Source organism: Roseibium sp. FZY0029 (assembly GCF_036350355.1).
GTDB lineage: Bacteria > Pseudomonadota > Alphaproteobacteria > Rhizobiales > Stappiaceae > Roseibium.
Genome location: NZ_JAZDVZ010000009.1, coordinates 105,369 through 121,926, shown reverse-complemented (window position 1 = coordinate 121,926; position 16,558 = coordinate 105,369). Strand labels below are relative to the sequence as shown.

Here is a 16,558-nt window from a genome sequence, read left to right as displayed (position 1 = left end):
ACCAACGATGGAAGAAATTTCCCCAAGGATATCAGGTAATTGGAAATCGGGACGCCGCGTGATCGGCGGCCATTGGCGTTCACGAACACCTTGGCCGGCAGCTAACCCGATTCCGCGCAACCAGGCAAGCAGCCCTGGCTCCGTCAGCCACCGCGAGCTCGCAGCAGCAGCGCCGGAAAGCCGAAATTGCAGAGCCTGACTTCCCCTGCCCCGTGCGAGCACGAATGCGCGCGCCGCTGAGCACGGCCACTTGCCTTGACAAGCAACCAGTGTCATGACGCATCGGCAGGCGCGTCGTAATTGTATTTCCACGAAGACTTGCTAAATAAGAACCACATTACAAAAATTTTATCCGGAAGGGGCACATGGCGGATTTCAGCGCTCAGATTGAAAAATCGAAAAAGGAAGTGGCCGCCGCGAGGCAGAAGATCGACGAGCTGACCTCGAAGATCGAAACTGCAAAGTCCAAACTGGACACCGGCCAGGATATTTCAATCGACATTGAGAACGCGTCCCTGGACGATGTGCACAAGCACACCGAGCTCATGGGCGCCAATATCGCCGAGCTGATCATGGGTCTCGACGATGTCACCGCAACCTTTTCCAAGGACTTCGATGCCATGCGCACGAAGACCGGATGGGAAAGTTTCATCGGCATCTTTTCCAAGCAGCGCTCCGACAGCATCCGTCAGGAACGCATGCGCTCCGCCAGCATCGATGACAAGCTGCAGGACCTGATTTCCAAGTCGAATGTCATTGGCCAGCTGCTGCAGGAACAGCTCAGCACGCTGAACGAACATTCCAAGCGCGTGGAAGCCAACCTCAGCGAGACGCTGGCCCAGCGCGAACAGACCGTCAGCACCCTGGAAAACATCAAGGCCAAGCTGGTCGCGATGGATCCGGACGTGATTGCGCTGGAAAACAAGATTTCCATGGAAACCGACGCGGCCACCCGCACCAAGCTGGAAAGCCAGCTTGCCGAGATGAACGCCGAATACAACCGCCTTGCCCAGGAAGAACAGGTCAAGCTTGCCGAAAGCCAGACGCTGGAACGCTACATCGAAAAGGGCAAGACCTGGGTCGACAGCCTGCAGAACCAGGCGGCCACCCAGATGGTGCTGATCAACAAGCTGCAGACGGACACCAAGCAGCGCGTCGTACTTTACGATGCGCTTGTGAAGTCGCTCAAGACGGCGCAGCAACAGGACATCGCCCACAAGATCAACGAGATCGGCGTGGCCACCGACAAGGAAGCCCAGTCCGCCATGGCTGCCATCGGCTCGGCAACCAACCAGCGCATGGCCGACATGATGGAAGCCCACGAGGATCACATGGTGTTCGCACGCAAGGTGCTGGAAGAAAAGGCCAAGTCGGACGAGCGCTTCGCCCGACGCTTCCAGCAGATCGTCGAGAAGCACGACAAGAACACGTACGGGGCCTGAGGGTCTGAACGGTGGATCTGACCCTGGACCACAGAACCCTGGAAGAAGCGCATGAAACACGGCGCTACTTCGCCAAGTTCGAGCGGATCATCTCGCATTTGCAGGGCGTCGCGGAAAGCGTCATCAACGAGAACACGGCGCTTCCCACGGAAATTCCGGTTCTGAAGGAATACCTGGAAGCGCTGTCGGGCACCTTTACGGCGCTTTCCTACAAGTACCTTCTGGCGGGCCGCGTCTCGGACATGCTGCCCTCGCTCCTGAACATCGACCGACAGGACAGCGGCTTCCCGATTTATCAGGAGCTGCTGCAGATGGCGAATGACGCCATGCAGGCGGACAAGCATTTGCGCTCGCTGCCGACGATGCGCGAGCTGAAGCTGGAAATGGTCAACCATATCCTGCGCGAGCAGTCCTCGCCGACCAACCTGCAATTTGCCGCTTCGCAGCGTCAGTATTACGAAGAACTCGCCAAGGGCGCGCTGTTCTGGGCGCGGAATGACCCGCGCCTGGCCTGGATGGGCAACGTCGCAGACAACCGGCGTCTGTACCGGCTGCACTGGGCGGTTTACGACAGCCAGCAGAACATCCCGCTGATCTATATTCTCGACCTGGAAGACAGCGGCAAGTGGCCCTTGGCCAAGGACGAACGCCGCTGGCCGCGCGTCCAGAGCCACCTGACCGCGCAATCTGCCGCTTCGCTCAAGCTGGTGACGATCGCGCGCGGTTTCGACCGCGACTTCGATGACCTGCATCCAAAACGCCTGCGCCGGTTCTTTCTGGGCCCGATGTACAGCCACACGTTTACGCAGCAGTCCGGACCGCTGCGCGACGTGCTGGCCGAAGTCGCCGGTAGGCCGGGCGAGGACTGGGCCCTTGCCTGGACAACCGAGACACTGCTGGCCTCCGGCTCCGAGTTTGAATCCGCCGGCTTCTTCTCGTCCGTCGAACGGCAGATCTACCAGCTCGATCCGCTGTCGGCCCGAAGCCCCGCGTCACAGGACGTGGCCGGGCATACCCATCAGCAGCGGTCGCTGATCCTGCCCCAGCGGCCCTATCAGGTCCTAGAAGAGCGCAATCCGCCGGGCTTTGCCAATATCCGCAAATATGCCGTCAGCCCTTCGGGCAAGATCCTCAGTTACAAATAGGTTTTCCGCGTGACCCTTTCCAACGATCTCATGGAACTGAAAGAAGACAAGATCCGCGAGAAATACGTCTTTGCGGAAGCAATGCTGCAAGGGTTCGACCACACGCCCCGTATTGCCAGGAAATCCGAAGCGCCTGTCGCCCAGGAACGTTCCCCCGGACTTGGTGCCCGCCGGCGGTTCCGCTCCACGACGCCCGGCCTTGTCACAAGGTCCACCGCCCGTCCAGAGGGGGTGCAGCTTTCGGCCCGTATCCTAGACTGTGACGACGATGCCCTGACCACGCCGATCCAGGCCAGTCTTCTTCAGTCCCTGCGCCGGGCGCTGGCTGTCGCCCAGGTAACCGCCGACCAGTTTGCCGAACAGAGTGGCCTTGCCGAACTGAAACGCGCCAATCTTGCCGGAACGCTGGACGCCTCGCAGAAGGTGCGGTTCCAGGACCTCTTGTCGGCAACGGCCATGATCGCGCTTCATGTCTTCGCCAACATGACGGATTTCCTGTTGTCCGGTCTTTCGGCTGAAGCCGGCGAAACCGACATCCAGTGCGGTGAGGTTGAGGAAATCCTGTTCGACAACGACCAGCTTGCGCTTCATGGCGTCCTTTGGGAGCTGGACCAGGAAATTGCCGCCGCCGCGATTGAAACCGATGCCCAGCTTATTGGCCTGGTCACCTCCTTCTGCGAACAGCTGATGGAAAAGGTAACGCTGCGCGCGGAAGGCGTCAGCGTGTTGCAGCCGTTCTCGCAAAGCCGCTACCGGGTGGAAGCGGACAATTTCGAGATCACCGGCTTTACGCCGTCCGCCCGCGCACAATCGACGACGCTCGCCATGGCGTTCAAGAAGCCGGAAGAAGTCGTCGGCAACCACATCGCCAAATACCAGGCGATGAAACTTGCCAAGATGCTGATGGCCTATGATTTCGACCGCAAGCTCAACCCGTTTGCAGAACTCGGCGGCTTCATCTTCACCTTCATGGGTGACGGCAAGCCGGGCACCGGCAAGACCACCTTGATCCAGATGATGGCCGGCATGGTCAACGACTATTGCCAGATCGCCGGCTATCCGTTCCGCTACCAGAACCTCTCCACCGAGAGCATCGACAGCTATCAGGGCAAATCGGCCCAAAACGCCAAGGCCTTCATCCGCAATGTGACCGACCCGAATGTGATCGGCTTCGGCACCATCGACGACATCGACCAGCTTGCCGGCAAGCGCGGCGATCGCCAGTCCTCCGCCGGGCAGCTGGAAATCACCGCCGTCCTGATGGAGAGCTTTGCAGGAGCCAACACCGTGGTGCGCGGCAACTGCACCTTCGGCATGTTCTCCAACTACCCGGAAAACGTCGACGATGCCCTGCGCCAGCGCGCAGGAGCGCGCTTTCTGGTCGACGGCCCGCAGACCCGCGAGGACTACATCGACATCCTGCATCTTCTGATGGGAAAGAACCACTCGATCCCGGTTGGCGACCATGACCTTTTCGAAGCTCAGGCGCTGAAGAAGGCCGTGGCCGCCTCCTACGACCGCCACTCCCGGCCGCAGGAAGACGCCTTGATCAAGGTGTTTGACGAAGTTCAGTCGGACATCGGCGACCTGGACACCATCGCCAAGCTCGGCACCTACCTGAAAGCCATCCAGCAGGCGGACGAACGCTTCACCGGCCGGGCGATCAAGAACATCACCGACGCGGTGAAGGTGCGCGCGATGGATTTCGAGCTGCCGGACGCGTGGATGGAAGACCCGGAGCTGTTCCTGTTCAAGGACTATGAGACCAAGAAGGCAATGATCGCCGATCTGGCGCAGCCGATCACCGTCGACATGGTCATTCAGGAAATCAACCGCTATGCGGACAGCGAGTTCCGCTACGCGGACAAGTCCGACGAAGTTGCCATCGAGAACGCCGTGCGCGAGATGCAGCGCATGGAAGAAGCCAAACGCCGTTACATGGAAATCACGCGCCGATGATGAGGCTCGTCAAACATGGCTTGATGTTCGGAAACCTCTATGAGGTGTCCTCACCATCCATGGTCGCCCGCTATAACCGCGCGCTGGAACACCTGACCGGCAGGCGGACAGCGCTTGAGGCCTTTCACATCGACATCTCCGGCTATTCGCCCGAGATCGGCGACGAGCTGGACGATATTCATTACCTCAATCCCCATGGCTGCAACCGGCAATTCATTCTGCTGTCGATCGAGCAGAAGACAGGCCCGCTGCTGAACGCCCGGTTCTCCACCTCCCGTTCGATCCTGAGGCGCTTCATCGAGGACAACGAAGAACAGCTCTTTGCCCTGTCGATCCGCGATTGTGTGGTCGGGGAACTGGTCAACTCGATCTATTCCATCTCCTCCCCACAGGATCTGTTCTATATCCGCGCCATCGAGGTGGAGGCCGACACTGTCGGCGGACACTCGGAAGCAGGCGAGGAACTGGCCGACAAGATTGAAGCGTTCATGAGCGAGCCGGATGGCTGGTGGGACGATGTCCTGATTGCGGACATGATCGAACTTTCCAAGCACACCGGCGACATCATCCGCACACCGTTGTCGATCAATTCGAAAAGCTACGAGCAGGGCAATTTCTACACGTCCCACTTCGGCGGGCTCTATATCTTCCGCGATGTCAAGGAAACCGCCTGCATTGCCTCCAAACGCATGGATGGTGCCGTCGACCTGCCGGTGAAGCACGTTTTCAGCCTGGAAGACCGGTATGAGGTCGCCGATTTCCTCAACCGCAACCAGCTTGTGGAACCGATCCTCGACGCAGGTGGCGGCGTTGCCAGGAGCCTTCTGAAACAGAAGCTCGACTTCATCGTCATCGACACCGCTGCCAGCCATGGCGAGGACCTGTCGGATGTCTCGCGGCGCGATCTGCGCGCGCTCAGGCGCAAATATCATCAGCAGCTTCCGGCTGAATATCATGCGCTCAACGACATCGTGCAAAGGCTGGACCTGAAACCCGAAAAACTTTGGGTCGAACCGGAAAACGCGGCTTACTTCTATCTGCTGCGCTCGCGCAATCACCGCGACAAGAACCTGGTCAACATGCTGCTGGCCGAATTGACGCCGCTTGACTTCCGCCAGCTGTTCATTTGTCACAAGGATGTTTTCTACGACCATTACCGCACCTGGAGCGAGGCCAAGAAGGTCTATGCGGCCCAGTTCCTGGCGGAGGAATACATGGTCGACAAGGTCGGCACGCGGCTGGAACTGTTCGGCCCGGAGGCCGGCATGGCGGAGGAAGACCAGGCCGACTACGGCTTTGGCAGGAACATGGGTCCGTGGGGCGCGATCCCCGGGGAACGAGACGGTGAGGACGGTGCGCGATGAAGTGGATCAAATGGATAATCGGCATTCCGCTCCTGCTGATCCTTGTCGCCTTCCTCCACTACACGCTGCCAGGCCGCGACGTGGTGCGGATCGTCGGCACGGACGTCAAACGCATGGACATCGGCGCATCGTCCCTGTTCTGGGCCGCGCCCGACGCGGGCACCAACAAGAACTGGACCCGGGACGTCCGCTTCATCAACACGGTCTGGCCGAACGGCAAGCCGAGGGTCTACCGCAACGAGGACACCGACTGGGGCTGGCCGCCCTATTTCAAGTTCGACAGCAGCAACATCACCGCCCAGGCGCAGGATCTGGCCAAGAAAAGCGACGATGTCTGGATTGCGGTCACTCATTACGGCTGGCGGCTGGAACTGTTCACGATCTTTCCCAACGCCATCAGCATCGAGGTCGTCCCCGGTCCGGATGTCTTCCTGATCCCCTGGTTCAATATCCTGTTCATCGTGGTGCTTGTGGTTCTGGCCTACCTGATCATCAAGACCGTCAATGCCTTCAAGAAAAGCCGGATCGACCCCGTGGTCGACGGCATCGACGACTTCATGGACGATGTCGGCGACAGCGCCGAACAGGCCCGCGCCAGCGCCCATCGCCGCGCAAGCGAAGCCACCAGCGGGTTCCGTCGCTGGCTGAAACGCTGGTTCGGTTGACGCGGCCGCGACGGCGTGCAGGATCAGTGCGCTTTCCAATGACCCTCCTCATCCTGAGGAAGCGCGACTGCGCTGTCTCGAAGGATGGGCCGCTTGCTCCCGAGTGTGCCGCCCATCCTTCGAGACGGACCTGACGGTCCTCCTCAGGATGAGGGTGACTTGCTTCTAGACACCAAAAACAATCGTAAGCCAGGAACCCCGAGCTTGAATCAGCCAATCGACCTTGTCATCTTCGACTGCGACGGCGTGCTCATCGACAGTGAAGTCATCAGTGCGCGCATGCTGGTGGCGGAGCTTGCGACGCGCAATGTCCACATCACCATGGACTATGTCGCCCACCATTTCCTGGGCCGAAGCTATCCGGTGGTTCTGCAGCAGATCCGGCAGGAATTCGGCGTCGACCTGCCGCCGGAGTTCGAAGCCGCCTACCGGGCAAGTCTTCTCAGCGCCTTTGAAGCGGAACTCCGGCCGGTCGAGGGGGTGCGGGAGGTGATCGAGGGCCTTGCCGTCGACTATTGCCTAGCCACCAGTTCCAGCCCGCCGCGCCTTGCCAGATCGCTGGAAATCACCGGACTGACAGACCTCTTCGCCGGGCGCACGACGACAGCTTCCGAAGTTGCCCACGGCAAGCCCGCCCCGGACCTGTTTCTGTTGGCCGCGGAAAAACACGGCGTTGCGCCCGAGCGCTGCCTCGTGATCGAGGACAGCGAAAATGGCATCAAGGCAGGCCTTGCCGCCGGTATGGAAGTCTATCGTTTCATTGGCGGATCGCATCTCACAAGCCTTGCGACCTCCAGCACTGCTGCGGCCGGTTCCGCGCAAGTGTTTGCATCTTTCAGCGAATTCTTTCAGCTTAGGCCGGATCTGAAGAAAAACGGCAACTAAGATGAAACATAAAATCCCTGCCGAGGCCTCCCGTCTCGACGATGCCGCCCGCGCCGGCTGGTTATACTATGTTGCCGGCAACACCCAGGACGAGATTGCCCGCAAGCTCGGCGTTTCCCGGCAGTCGGCACAGCGGCTGGTGTCGCTTGCCGTCAGCGAACGTCTGATCAAGGTACGGCTCGATCATCCGATTGCCCATTGCATGGAATTGAGCAGCCGCCTGACCGAGCGTTTCGACCTGCAGAGCTGCGAAATCGTGCCGAGCGACCCGGACGCGCCGTCCTCCACCGTTGGCATTGCACTGGCCGCGGCAGCCGAGATGGAGCGTCACTTCCGGTCCCAGACACCGAAGATCATCGCCTATGGCACAGGCCGTGCCCTGCGCGCCTCGGTCGATCAGTTGCCGATGATGGATTGTCCGCAGCACCGCATCGTCTCACTTCTGGGCAACATGATGTCGGATGGCTCGGCCTCGGCCTATAACGTCATCATCCGGCTTGCGGACCGCATCAACGCCCGCCATTACCCGATGCCGCTGCCTGTCTTTGCCCGCTCCCGAGAGGAACTTCAGCTTCTGCATAACCAGGAAGCGGTGCACAATATCCTCGATCTCATCCGCCAGGCCGACGTCACCTTCGTCGGTATTGGCAATATGGGGCCGACGGCTCCGCTGACGGTTGACGGATTCGTCAGTCACGACGAAATGCGCGCCCTGGAAAAAGCCGGTGCCATCGGCGAGATCACCAGCTGGGTGTACGACCGGAAAGGCGCGCTTGTCGAAGGACTTACCAACGACCTTGTGGCCAGTGCGCCCCTGCTGCCGGCGGGGGAAAAACCGGTCTACGGAATTGCAGCGGGCGAAGGCAAGGTGCCGGCCATGCTGGGGGCCTTGAACGGCAAATTCATCAACTGCCTGATCACCAACGAGACCACGGCTGAGCAATTGCTCAAGCTCTGAGCTATTACCCACTTCAATCAACTATCTGTTTTAAAAAGGCTTTTCGCAGTGCAGCGAGAAGCCTTTTTAGTTTTAGGCGATTCACGTCTTGACTCGTGTCGCGAAATTGGGCGAATATTTGCCCGCAAGAATGGCAAATGCCCAATCTCGCTTGGGAGGAAAATATGGCATTTCATACTCGTGCGCTGCTCAGCGCATGTGCAATGGCGGCTCTGTGCGCATCCGCATCTGCAGAAACCATCACCATCGCAACTGTGAACAACGGCGACATGATCCGCATGCAGGGTCTGACGAAGGACTTCACGGACAAGAACCCCGACATCGAAGTCAAATGGCTGACCATGGAGGAGAACGTCCTCCGCCAGCGCGTCACCACTGACGTCGCCACCAAAGGCGGTCAGTTCGACGTCATGACCATCGGCACCTACGAGGTTCCGATCTGGGGCAAACAGGGCTGGCTCGTGTCCCTGAACGACCTGCCGGAAAGCTATGACGTGGACGATCTCCTGCCGGCTATCCGCGGCGGCCTGACCGTTGACGGCGAGCTCTATGCTGCCCCGTTCTACGGCGAAAGCTCCATGGTCATGTATCGCACCGACCTGATGGAAAAAGCCGGCCTGGAAATGCCGGAAGCCCCGACCTGGGACTTTATCGTCAAGGCCGCAAAGGCAATGACGGACAAGGACAACGAAATCTACGGCATCTGCCTGCGCGGCAAGGCCGGCTGGGGTGAAAACATGGCGTTCCTGACGGCCATGTCGAACTCCTTCGGCGCGCGCTGGTTCGACATGGACTGGAACCCGCAGTTCAACACGCCGCAGTGGAAAGAGACCATCACCACCTATCTTGACGTGATGAACGAAGCAGGCCCTCCGGGCGCTTCTTCCAACGGCTTCAACGAAAACCTGGCTCTGTTCCAGACCGGCAAATGCGGCATGTGGATCGACGCCACCGTGGCGGCCTCCTTCGTGACCAACCCGAAGGACAGCCAGGTTGCCGATAAGGTCGGCTTTGCACTGGCACCGGACAACGGTCTCGGCAAGCGCAGCAACTGGCTGTGGGCTTGGTCCCTGGCCATTCCGGCAGGCACCCAGAAGGAAGCCGCGGCGAAGAAGTTCATCGAGTGGGCAACTTCCAAGGAATACCTGGAACTGGTCGCAGCCGAAGAAGGCTGGGCGAACGTCCCTCCGGGAACCCGGACGTCTCTCTATGAGAACCCGGAATACCAGAAGGTTCCCTTCGCCAAGATGACCCTGGAGAGCATCAACTCCGCTGACCCGAACAACCCGACTGTCGACCCGGTTCCTTACGTCGGCGTGCAGTTCGTGGCTATTCCGGAATTCCAGGGCATGGCAACCGTCACGGGCCAGGCATTCTCCGCCGCCCTTGCAGGTTCCATGGACGCTGACGCCGCCCTGGCCGCAGCACAAGCTGCGACCGAACGCGAAATGAAGAAGGCCGGTTACCTCAAGTAGAAGCCTTCGCGGACCGGCGGGTGCCTGCCCGTCCCGCCGGTCTCCTCCTCTTCCGCGTGAGCTCTGACCGAGCAAAGGTCACACCATGGCTACCCAACACTCACGGGCGGCGGCCCGTTTGATGATCTCCCCGGCAGTTCTGCTGCTGCTGGGCTGGATGATCATCCCGCTGTCGATGACCCTCTATTTCTCTTTCCTGCGCTACAACCTGCTCATTCCGGGAATGGAAGAGTGGACCGGCTGGACCAATTACGAGTTCTTTCTCACCGATCCGGCCTTTTTCGCAGCACTGACCAACACCCTGCTGCTTGTCGCCGGCGTCCTGCTGATCACGATCATCGGCGGTGTGCTGCTGGCCTTGCTCTTGGACCAGCCCTTCTGGGGCCAGGGGATCGTGCGCATTCTGGTGATTGCCCCGTTCTTCGTCATGCCGACGGTTTCCGCGCTGGTGTGGAAGAACATGTTCATGAACCCGGTCAACGGCCTGTTCGCCTATTTTGCGAAGTTTCTCGGGCTGGAACCGTTCGACTTTCTCTCCCACGCACCGCTCTTCTCGATCATCCTGATCGTCGCCTGGCAGTGGCTGCCCTTTGCAACGCTCATTCTGCTCACCGCGCTTCAGTCGCTGGACAGCGAACAGCTGGAAGCGGCCGAAATGGACGGCGCCAACTTCCTGAACCGCTTCGTCTTCATCATGGTGCCGCATCTGGCCCGCTCGATCACGGTCGTGATCCTGATCCAGACGATCTTCCTGCTGTCGGTCTTCGCGGAAATTCTCGTCACCACCAATGGCGGTCCAGGTTATGCCTCGACCAACCTCACCTACCTGATCTATGCCCAGTCGCTGTTGCAGTTCGACGTCGGCGGCGGATCGGCCGGCGGTGTGGTCGCCATTATCCTCGCCAACATCGTTGCGATCTTCCTGATGCGGATGATCGGCAAGAACCTGGAGGCCTGACCCATGGCGCGCGCAGTCTCCACCCGCCGCAAGGCCCTCGTCACCATCTGTGCATGGGCTGTCGGCATCGCCATCTTCTTCCCGATCCTGTGGACCGTGCTGACCAGCTTCAAGACGGAAGCGGAAGCCATTGCGTCTCCTCCCAGCTTCCTGTTTTTCGACTGGACTCTGGAAAACTACAGCACGGTCCAGGAGCGCTCGGACTATTTCCGGCACTTCTCCAACTCGGTCATCATCTCCTTCGGCTCCACCTTGCTGGGCCTTCTGATCGCGATACCGGCTGCCTGGTCCATGGCCTTCGTGCCGGGCAAGCGCACCAAGGACGTGCTGATGTGGATGCTATCCACAAAGATGCTGCCGCCGGTCGGCGTGCTGATCCCGATCTATCTGCTGTTCCGGGACACGGGCCTTCTCGACACACGTGTCGGCCTCGTGATGGTGCTCACGCTCATCAACCTGCCGATCATCGTCTGGATGCTGTTCACCTACTTCCGTGAAATTCCGGGCGAGATCCTGGAAGCCGCGCGGATGGACGGTGCGGAGCTCTGGTCCGAGATCATCTACGTGCTGACGCCCATGGCGGTGCCCGGCATTGCCTCAACCCTGCTTCTCAACATCATCCTGTCCTGGAACGAAGCGTTCTGGACCTTGAACCTGACGGCCGTCGACGCCGCCCCCCTCACCGCTTTCATTGCCAGCTATTCCAGCCCGGAAGGCCTGTTCTACGCAAAGCTGAGCGCTGCCTCGACGATGGCGATCGCCCCGATCCTCATCATCGGTTGGTTCAGCCAGAAACAGCTCGTGCGCGGCCTGACATTCGGCGCGGTTAAATAGGAGACCTGAAAATGGGTCAGATAACCCTCAACCAGATTACCAAGAGCTTTGGCGACGTTCAGGTTATCCCGCCGCTGGACTTGCAGATCGATGATGGTGAGTTCGTGGTGTTCGTCGGCCCATCCGGCTGCGGCAAGTCCACGCTCCTGCGGCTGATCGCAGGCCTGGAGGACGTTTCCTCCGGCGACATCAACATCGACGGCAGGAATGCCACCGAAGTGCCGCCGGCAAAACGCGGCCTTGCCATGGTGTTCCAGTCCTATGCGCTTTATCCGCATATGTCGGTGCGCAAGAACATCGCCTTCCCGCTGCGCATGGCCGGCATGGACAAGGCGGCACAGGACGCCAAGGTAACCGCGGCCGCCAAGGTGCTGAACCTGACGGATTATCTGGACCGGCGCCCGGGCCAGCTTTCCGGCGGTCAGCGCCAGCGTGTTGCCATCGGTCGTGCCATCGTGCGCGAACCGGCCGCCTTCCTGTTCGACGAACCCCTGTCGAACCTCGATGCGGCGCTGCGCGTCAACATGCGCCTCGAAATCTCCGAGCTGCACCAGTCTCTCAAGACGACCATGATCTACGTGACCCATGACCAGGTGGAAGCCATGACCATGGCCGACAAGATCGTGGTGCTGCAGGCAGGCCGGATCGAGCAGGTCGGCTCGCCGCTGGAGCTTTATCACACGCCGCGCAACAAGTTCGTGGCCGGCTTCATCGGCTCGCCGAAGATGAACTTCCTGACGGGTTCCTTCGCTGGCGAATATGATGCCGCCACCATCGGTGTGCGGCCAGAACATCTGACCGTTTCGCAAAGCGACGGCAAATGGGTCGGCAAGGTTGGCGTTTCGGAACACCTTGGCTCCGACACCTTCCTCTATGTCGACATGGACGGCGTCGATGAACCGATCACCGTGCGCTCGTCCGGCGAGATCGGTTTCCGCCACGGCGACATCGTTCACCTGACCCCGGCCCCGGACAAGATCCACCGCTTCAACAATCAGGACTTGAGAATCGCATGAGCCGACTTGCAGGAAAATCCGCGCTGATAACCGGGTCTGCCCGGGGTATCGGCAAGGCCTTTGCCGTGCGGTTTGTGGAAGAAGGGGCCCAGGTGGCGATTGCCGATATCAACCTGGAGGGCGCCGAGGCCGCAGCCCGGGAAATCGGCCCGAACGCCTATGCTCTGCAGCTGGACGTTACCGACCAATCCTCCATCGATGCAGCCGTTGCGGCCGTGGAGGAAAAGACCGGCGGGCTCGACATCCTGGTCAACAATGCGGCGCTGTTCGATCTTGCACCGATTGTCGAGATCACCCGCGAAAGCTACCAGCGCCTGTTCGACATCAATGTCGCCGGAACCCTGTTCATGATGCAGGCCGCGGCGAAATCGATGATCAGGCGCGGCCAGGGCGGCAAGATTATCAACATGGCCAGCCAGGCGGGCCGGCGCGGCGAAGCGCTTGTGGGTATCTATTGCGCCACCAAGGCCGCCGTCATCAGCCTGACCCAGTCGGCCGGCCTCAACCTGATCGAACACGGCATCAACGTGAACGCCATCGCCCCCGGCGTTGTCGACGGCGAGCACTGGGACCACGTGGATTCGATGTTTGCAAAATACGAAGGCCTGCAGCCCGGCGAAAAGAAGGCTCAGGTTGGAGCCTCCGTGCCGTTCGGGCGCATGGGCACCGCGGAAGACCTCACGGGTATGGCTGTTTTCCTGGCGTCGAAGGACGCGGACTACATCGTATCGCAGACCTACAACGTCGATGGCGGCAACTGGATGAGCTGACCAATGACCCAGAAACTAGATGAAACTGTGCTCTCCTCTCTTCCTGAAACCGTCAAGGCGCCGGCTTACCGCCGGTCGGACCTTTCCCCCGGCATTCTTCACATCGGCGTCGGCAATTTTCACCGCGCGCATCAGGCCATCTACCTGAGCAAGCTGTTCGATCTTGGCGAAGGCCATGACTGGGCCATCGTCGGCGCAGGTCTGAAGCCCTACGACAAGGCCATGCGCGAACGCCTTCAGGGCCAGGACTGGCTGACAACCGTGGTCGAGCTCGATCCGGACGGCCTCAGCGCGCAGGTCTGCGGTGCCATGATCGACTTTGTCGATGTCGACCCGCAGGCTCTGATTGCGCGCCTTGCCGACCCTGACATCCGAATCGTCTCCCTGACGATCACGGAAGGCGGCTATTTTGTCGATCCGAACACCGGCGGCTTTGACGTCAACCACCCTGAAATCCAGGCGGATCTGGCGTCTCCCGATGCCCCGCAAACGGTTTTCGGCGTGCTTGTGGCCGCCCTGCTGGCGCGCCGCGACAAGGGCCTTGCCCCCTTCACCGTGATGTCCTGCGACAACCTGCCGGAAAACGGCCACATGGCGAAACAGGCCGTTGCCGGGTTTGCCAAGGCGCTGTCGCCGGAAGCGGGAAGCTGGATTGCCGACAACGTCGCCTTTCCGAACGGAATGGTCGACTGCATCACGCCGGCGACCGGCGACCGCGAACGCAGCCTGGTGCAGGAGCGTTTCGGCCTGACCGATGCCGCGCCCGTCGTCTGCGAACCGTTCCGCCAATGGGTGCTGGAGGATCATTTCCCGGCAGGCCGCCCGGCTCTTGAAAAAGTCGGCGTCGAATTCGTTGATGATGTAGCGCCGTACGAACTGATGAAGCTGCGCATTCTCAACGGCGGCCACGCGGCCATCGCCTATCCGGGTGCATTGCTGGGGCATTACTTCGTTCATGATGCCATGGCCGACCCTCTGATCCGCGCCTTCTTGCGGAAGCTGGAAGAAGACGAAATCCTGCCGACCGTTCCGGAAATCCCCGGCGTCAGCTTTCAGACCTATCTCACCACTGTGATGGAGCGGTTTTCCAATCCGGCGGTGGGTGACACGATCCCCCGTCTTTGCCTTGACGGCTCAAACCGGCAGCCGAAGTTCATCCTGCCGTCGATCCAGGACCGTCTCGACAAGGGACTGCCGATTGCCGGTCTCGCTCTCGAAACGGCGCTTTGGTGCCGCTACTGCCTCGGTCAAAACGAGGCTGGCGAGCCGCATGTCATCGAAGACAACAACGCCGGCCTTCTCAAGTCCTGGGCGCAAAGCGTTTATGCCAGCAAAACGGATCTGATCGAAATGCCGGAACTCTTCGGCAACCTCGCCTTCGACGGCAACTTCCTGAGGGCGTTCAGCTACGCCGCGGAGATGATCTCTGCCGAGGGCGTTGCCGAAACCCTGAAGGCCTATATCGACGGCCGGTTCCAGAGCGGCGTGGCCTCGCTTCAGGCCAGAGCCCACTAGGGTGTGGACCCATAAATGACAGGGGATCACGCTCGCGCCACCGTGTGCGCAATGTGATCCCTTTTGCCTTTCAATTTGCCCTGCCGCGCTTACCTTTGCCATCACTGGCAGGCGAGGTTTTGACCGTTGCCTGTACGACAGATCGCGGCTAGGCGGGAATACGGGCATGAGACACTTGAACCGACGGGACTTTCTGGCAGGCAGCGCGGCAATGGCGGTGATGCCGGGAACCGCGTTTGCGGCAGGCAACGACTTCTACCGGCTTGGCCTGGCCGAACCGGCATTTGCCATCGAACCCAAACTCGACCTCCCCGATCTTGGCGGCACGGTCCACACGCTCTCCGACTATTCCGGAAAGATCCTGCTGGTGTCGTTCTGGGCGACTTGGTGCCCGCCCTGCCGAAAGGAAATGCCTGGGTTGGCGCGGCTCAACCGGGAACTTGGCCCCGAAGGTTTTGCAGTGCTTGCCGTCAACGTCGGCGACCGGCAGGACCGGATCGAAGGGTTTCTGGATGAGATCGACGACGACGGCCTCACCATCCTGATGGATACGGAAAAGGCGATGCCGAGTACCTGGTTCCTGCGCGGCTTGCCGGTGACCTACATTCTGGATGGCTCCGGCAAGATCGTTCTTGCCGCCATCGGAGACCGGGTGTGGGATTCGGACGAAATGATCGCCGCGCTGCGCACCTTGAAAAGCACCTGATGGCAAGGCTGCGACCCTAGGTGACAGGTGACGGGCGTCAGCCGTTATCCAACGGCACGATCACCGGCCGTCCCCCGCCCGGACGCGTCAGGATCTCCAGCGGAAAATCGTAGGCCTTCGACAGCAGCCCGGCCTGCATCACCTCGTCACGCGCGCCGAAGGCGAGACGCCGCCCGCCCTGCATGACCAGCACACGATCGGCGAAAGCAGCGGTCAGATTGAGATCATGCATCACAGCCACGACGCCGCCGCCGCGCTTGGCGTAATCGGCCGCAAGCCGCATGATCTGGACCTGATGCTTGATGTCGAGACTGGACACCGGCTCGTCCAGAAACAGCCAGCGTGGCAGGCCATCCTGCGGAATCGGCTCCCAGACCTGACACAAGACGCGCGCGAGTTGCACCCGCTGCTGCTCTCCGCCGGAAAGGTCCTGATAGCTGCGCCCTTCAAAGCCCGAAAGGCCCACCTTTGCAAGCGCCTCGGCGATGCGACGGGCACGAAAGTGTCTGTCCCGGCGTCCGCCGGTGACGCCCAGTCCGACCACTTCGGCCACATTCAGCGGAAACGAGATCTGGCTCGCCTGCGGCAGCACCCCGCGCATGGCTGCCAGAACCTCCGGCGACAGGCCGCTGACCTCGAGCCCGGCAAGGGCGATCCCCCCGGAATAGGGCATGTCCCCTGTCATCGCCTTCATCATGGTGGTCTTGCCGGAGCCGCTCGGCCCGATGATCGCCAGCACCTCGCCTGCCTTTGCATGGAAGGAGAGATCCTGCACGATCCAGGTCTTGCCCGCTGAAACAGAAACCTGTTCGACAACAAGATCCGCCGTCAATGCCGTTCCGGTTTCAATTGTACTGTGCAACATG

General features: G+C 60.5%; 15 protein-coding genes. 14 read left to right on the top strand and 1 reads right to left on the bottom strand.

Features of this window, described 5'->3' with window-relative positions; all coding sequences use genetic code 11:
• Positions 1–365 precede the first annotated feature (365 nt).
• The 14 genes from V1T76_RS23365 to V1T76_RS23300 all read left to right on the top strand — a co-directional run bounded on the left by V1T76_RS23365 (position 366) and on the right by V1T76_RS23300 (position 15,692).
• Positions 366–1,442, top strand: coding sequence for a hypothetical protein (locus V1T76_RS23365; RefSeq protein WP_330563094.1), 1,077 nt, complete (start codon positions 366–368; stop codon positions 1,440–1,442).
• A gap of 11 nt (positions 1,443–1,453) precedes the next feature.
• Positions 1,454–2,587 carry a hypothetical protein gene (locus tag V1T76_RS23360; protein ID WP_330563093.1) on the top strand — a complete coding sequence of 378 codons (1,134 nt, stop codon included), beginning with the start codon at positions 1,454–1,456 and terminating at the stop codon, positions 2,585–2,587.
• A gap of 9 nt (positions 2,588–2,596) precedes the next feature.
• The gene (locus tag V1T76_RS23355) at positions 2,597–4,546 is read left to right on the top strand and encodes an AAA family ATPase (protein ID WP_330563092.1); all 1,950 of its coding nucleotides are present in this window, start codon (positions 2,597–2,599) and stop codon (positions 4,544–4,546) included.
• On the top strand, positions 4,543–5,910 hold the full coding sequence (locus tag V1T76_RS23350; protein ID WP_330563091.1) for a DUF6638 family protein: 1,368 nt from the start codon (positions 4,543–4,545) through the stop codon (positions 5,908–5,910). Before V1T76_RS23355 ends, V1T76_RS23350 begins: the two co-directional genes overlap by 4 nt.
• Positions 5,907–6,575 (top strand): DUF1523 family protein, encoded by a 669-nt coding sequence (locus V1T76_RS23345; RefSeq protein WP_330563090.1) that lies wholly within the window; start codon positions 5,907–5,909, stop codon positions 6,573–6,575. The genes V1T76_RS23350 and V1T76_RS23345 overlap by 4 nt, the downstream gene beginning before the upstream one ends.
• A gap of 204 nt (positions 6,576–6,779) precedes the next feature.
• Entirely contained in the window at positions 6,780–7,460 is a 681-nt protein-coding gene (locus V1T76_RS23340) for an HAD family hydrolase (protein ID WP_330563089.1), read from the top strand.
• 1 nt (position 7,461) lies between these two features.
• Positions 7,462–8,418, top strand: a complete 957-nt coding sequence (locus V1T76_RS23335) for a sugar-binding transcriptional regulator (RefSeq protein ID WP_330563088.1) — start codon at positions 7,462–7,464, stop codon at positions 8,416–8,418.
• A gap of 164 nt (positions 8,419–8,582) precedes the next feature.
• Positions 8,583–9,893, top strand: a complete 1,311-nt coding sequence (locus tag V1T76_RS23330; RefSeq protein WP_442970164.1) for an ABC transporter substrate-binding protein — start codon at positions 8,583–8,585, stop codon at positions 9,891–9,893.
• A gap of 85 nt (positions 9,894–9,978) precedes the next feature.
• Positions 9,979–10,851 carry a carbohydrate ABC transporter permease gene (locus V1T76_RS23325; protein WP_330563087.1) on the top strand — a complete coding sequence of 291 codons (873 nt, stop codon included), beginning with the start codon at positions 9,979–9,981 and terminating at the stop codon, positions 10,849–10,851.
• 3 nt (positions 10,852–10,854) lie between these two features.
• Positions 10,855–11,685 carry a carbohydrate ABC transporter permease gene (locus tag V1T76_RS23320; RefSeq protein ID WP_330563086.1) on the top strand — a complete coding sequence of 277 codons (831 nt, stop codon included), beginning with the start codon at positions 10,855–10,857 and terminating at the stop codon, positions 11,683–11,685.
• A gap of 11 nt (positions 11,686–11,696) precedes the next feature.
• Entirely contained in the window at positions 11,697–12,701 is a 1,005-nt protein-coding gene (locus tag V1T76_RS23315; protein ID WP_330563085.1) for an ABC transporter ATP-binding protein, read from the top strand.
• Positions 12,698–13,471, top strand: a complete 774-nt coding sequence (locus tag V1T76_RS23310) for an L-iditol 2-dehydrogenase (protein ID WP_330563084.1) — start codon at positions 12,698–12,700, stop codon at positions 13,469–13,471. Before V1T76_RS23315 ends, V1T76_RS23310 begins: the two co-directional genes overlap by 4 nt.
• A gap of 3 nt (positions 13,472–13,474) precedes the next feature.
• The gene (locus V1T76_RS23305; RefSeq protein WP_330563083.1) at positions 13,475–14,986 is read left to right on the top strand and encodes a mannitol dehydrogenase family protein; all 1,512 of its coding nucleotides are present in this window, start codon (positions 13,475–13,477) and stop codon (positions 14,984–14,986) included.
• A gap of 166 nt (positions 14,987–15,152) precedes the next feature.
• Positions 15,153–15,692, top strand: coding sequence for a TlpA family protein disulfide reductase (locus V1T76_RS23300; protein WP_330563082.1), 540 nt, complete (start codon positions 15,153–15,155; stop codon positions 15,690–15,692).
• Positions 15,693–15,729: 37 nt separating this feature from the next.
• On the opposite strand, the gene V1T76_RS23295 is transcribed toward V1T76_RS23300, so the two are convergent.
• On the bottom strand, positions 15,730–16,557 hold the full coding sequence (locus V1T76_RS23295; protein ID WP_330563081.1) for a heme ABC transporter ATP-binding protein: 828 nt from the start codon (positions 16,555–16,557) through the stop codon (positions 15,730–15,732).
• Position 16,558 lies beyond the last annotated feature (1 nt).

Bases quoted from the DNA above. Each gene is read 5' to 3' on its own strand.
- V1T76_RS23365 (WP_330563094.1), top strand. From the start codon at position 366: ATGGCGGATTTCAGCGCTCAGATTGAAAAATCGAAAAAGGAAGTGGCC.
- V1T76_RS23350 (WP_330563091.1), top strand. From the start codon at position 4,543: ATGATGAGGCTCGTCAAACATGGCTTGATGTTCGGAAACCTCTATGAG.
- V1T76_RS23345 (WP_330563090.1), top strand. From the start codon at position 5,907: ATGAAGTGGATCAAATGGATAATCGGCATTCCGCTCCTGCTGATCCTT.
- V1T76_RS23335 (WP_330563088.1), top strand. From the start codon at position 7,462: ATGAAACATAAAATCCCTGCCGAGGCCTCCCGTCTCGACGATGCCGCC.
- V1T76_RS23330 (WP_442970164.1), top strand. From the start codon at position 8,583: ATGGCATTTCATACTCGTGCGCTGCTCAGCGCATGTGCAATGGCGGCT.
- V1T76_RS23325 (WP_330563087.1), top strand. From the start codon at position 9,979: ATGGCTACCCAACACTCACGGGCGGCGGCCCGTTTGATGATCTCCCCG.
- V1T76_RS23320 (WP_330563086.1), top strand. From the start codon at position 10,855: ATGGCGCGCGCAGTCTCCACCCGCCGCAAGGCCCTCGTCACCATCTGT.
- V1T76_RS23315 (WP_330563085.1), top strand. From the start codon at position 11,697: ATGGGTCAGATAACCCTCAACCAGATTACCAAGAGCTTTGGCGACGTT.
- V1T76_RS23310 (WP_330563084.1), top strand. From the start codon at position 12,698: ATGAGCCGACTTGCAGGAAAATCCGCGCTGATAACCGGGTCTGCCCGG.
- V1T76_RS23305 (WP_330563083.1), top strand. From the start codon at position 13,475: ATGACCCAGAAACTAGATGAAACTGTGCTCTCCTCTCTTCCTGAAACC.
- V1T76_RS23300 (WP_330563082.1), top strand. From the start codon at position 15,153: ATGAGACACTTGAACCGACGGGACTTTCTGGCAGGCAGCGCGGCAATG.
- V1T76_RS23295 (WP_330563081.1), bottom strand. From the start codon at position 16,557: ATGTTGCACAGTACAATTGAAACCGGAACGGCATTGACGGCGGATCTT.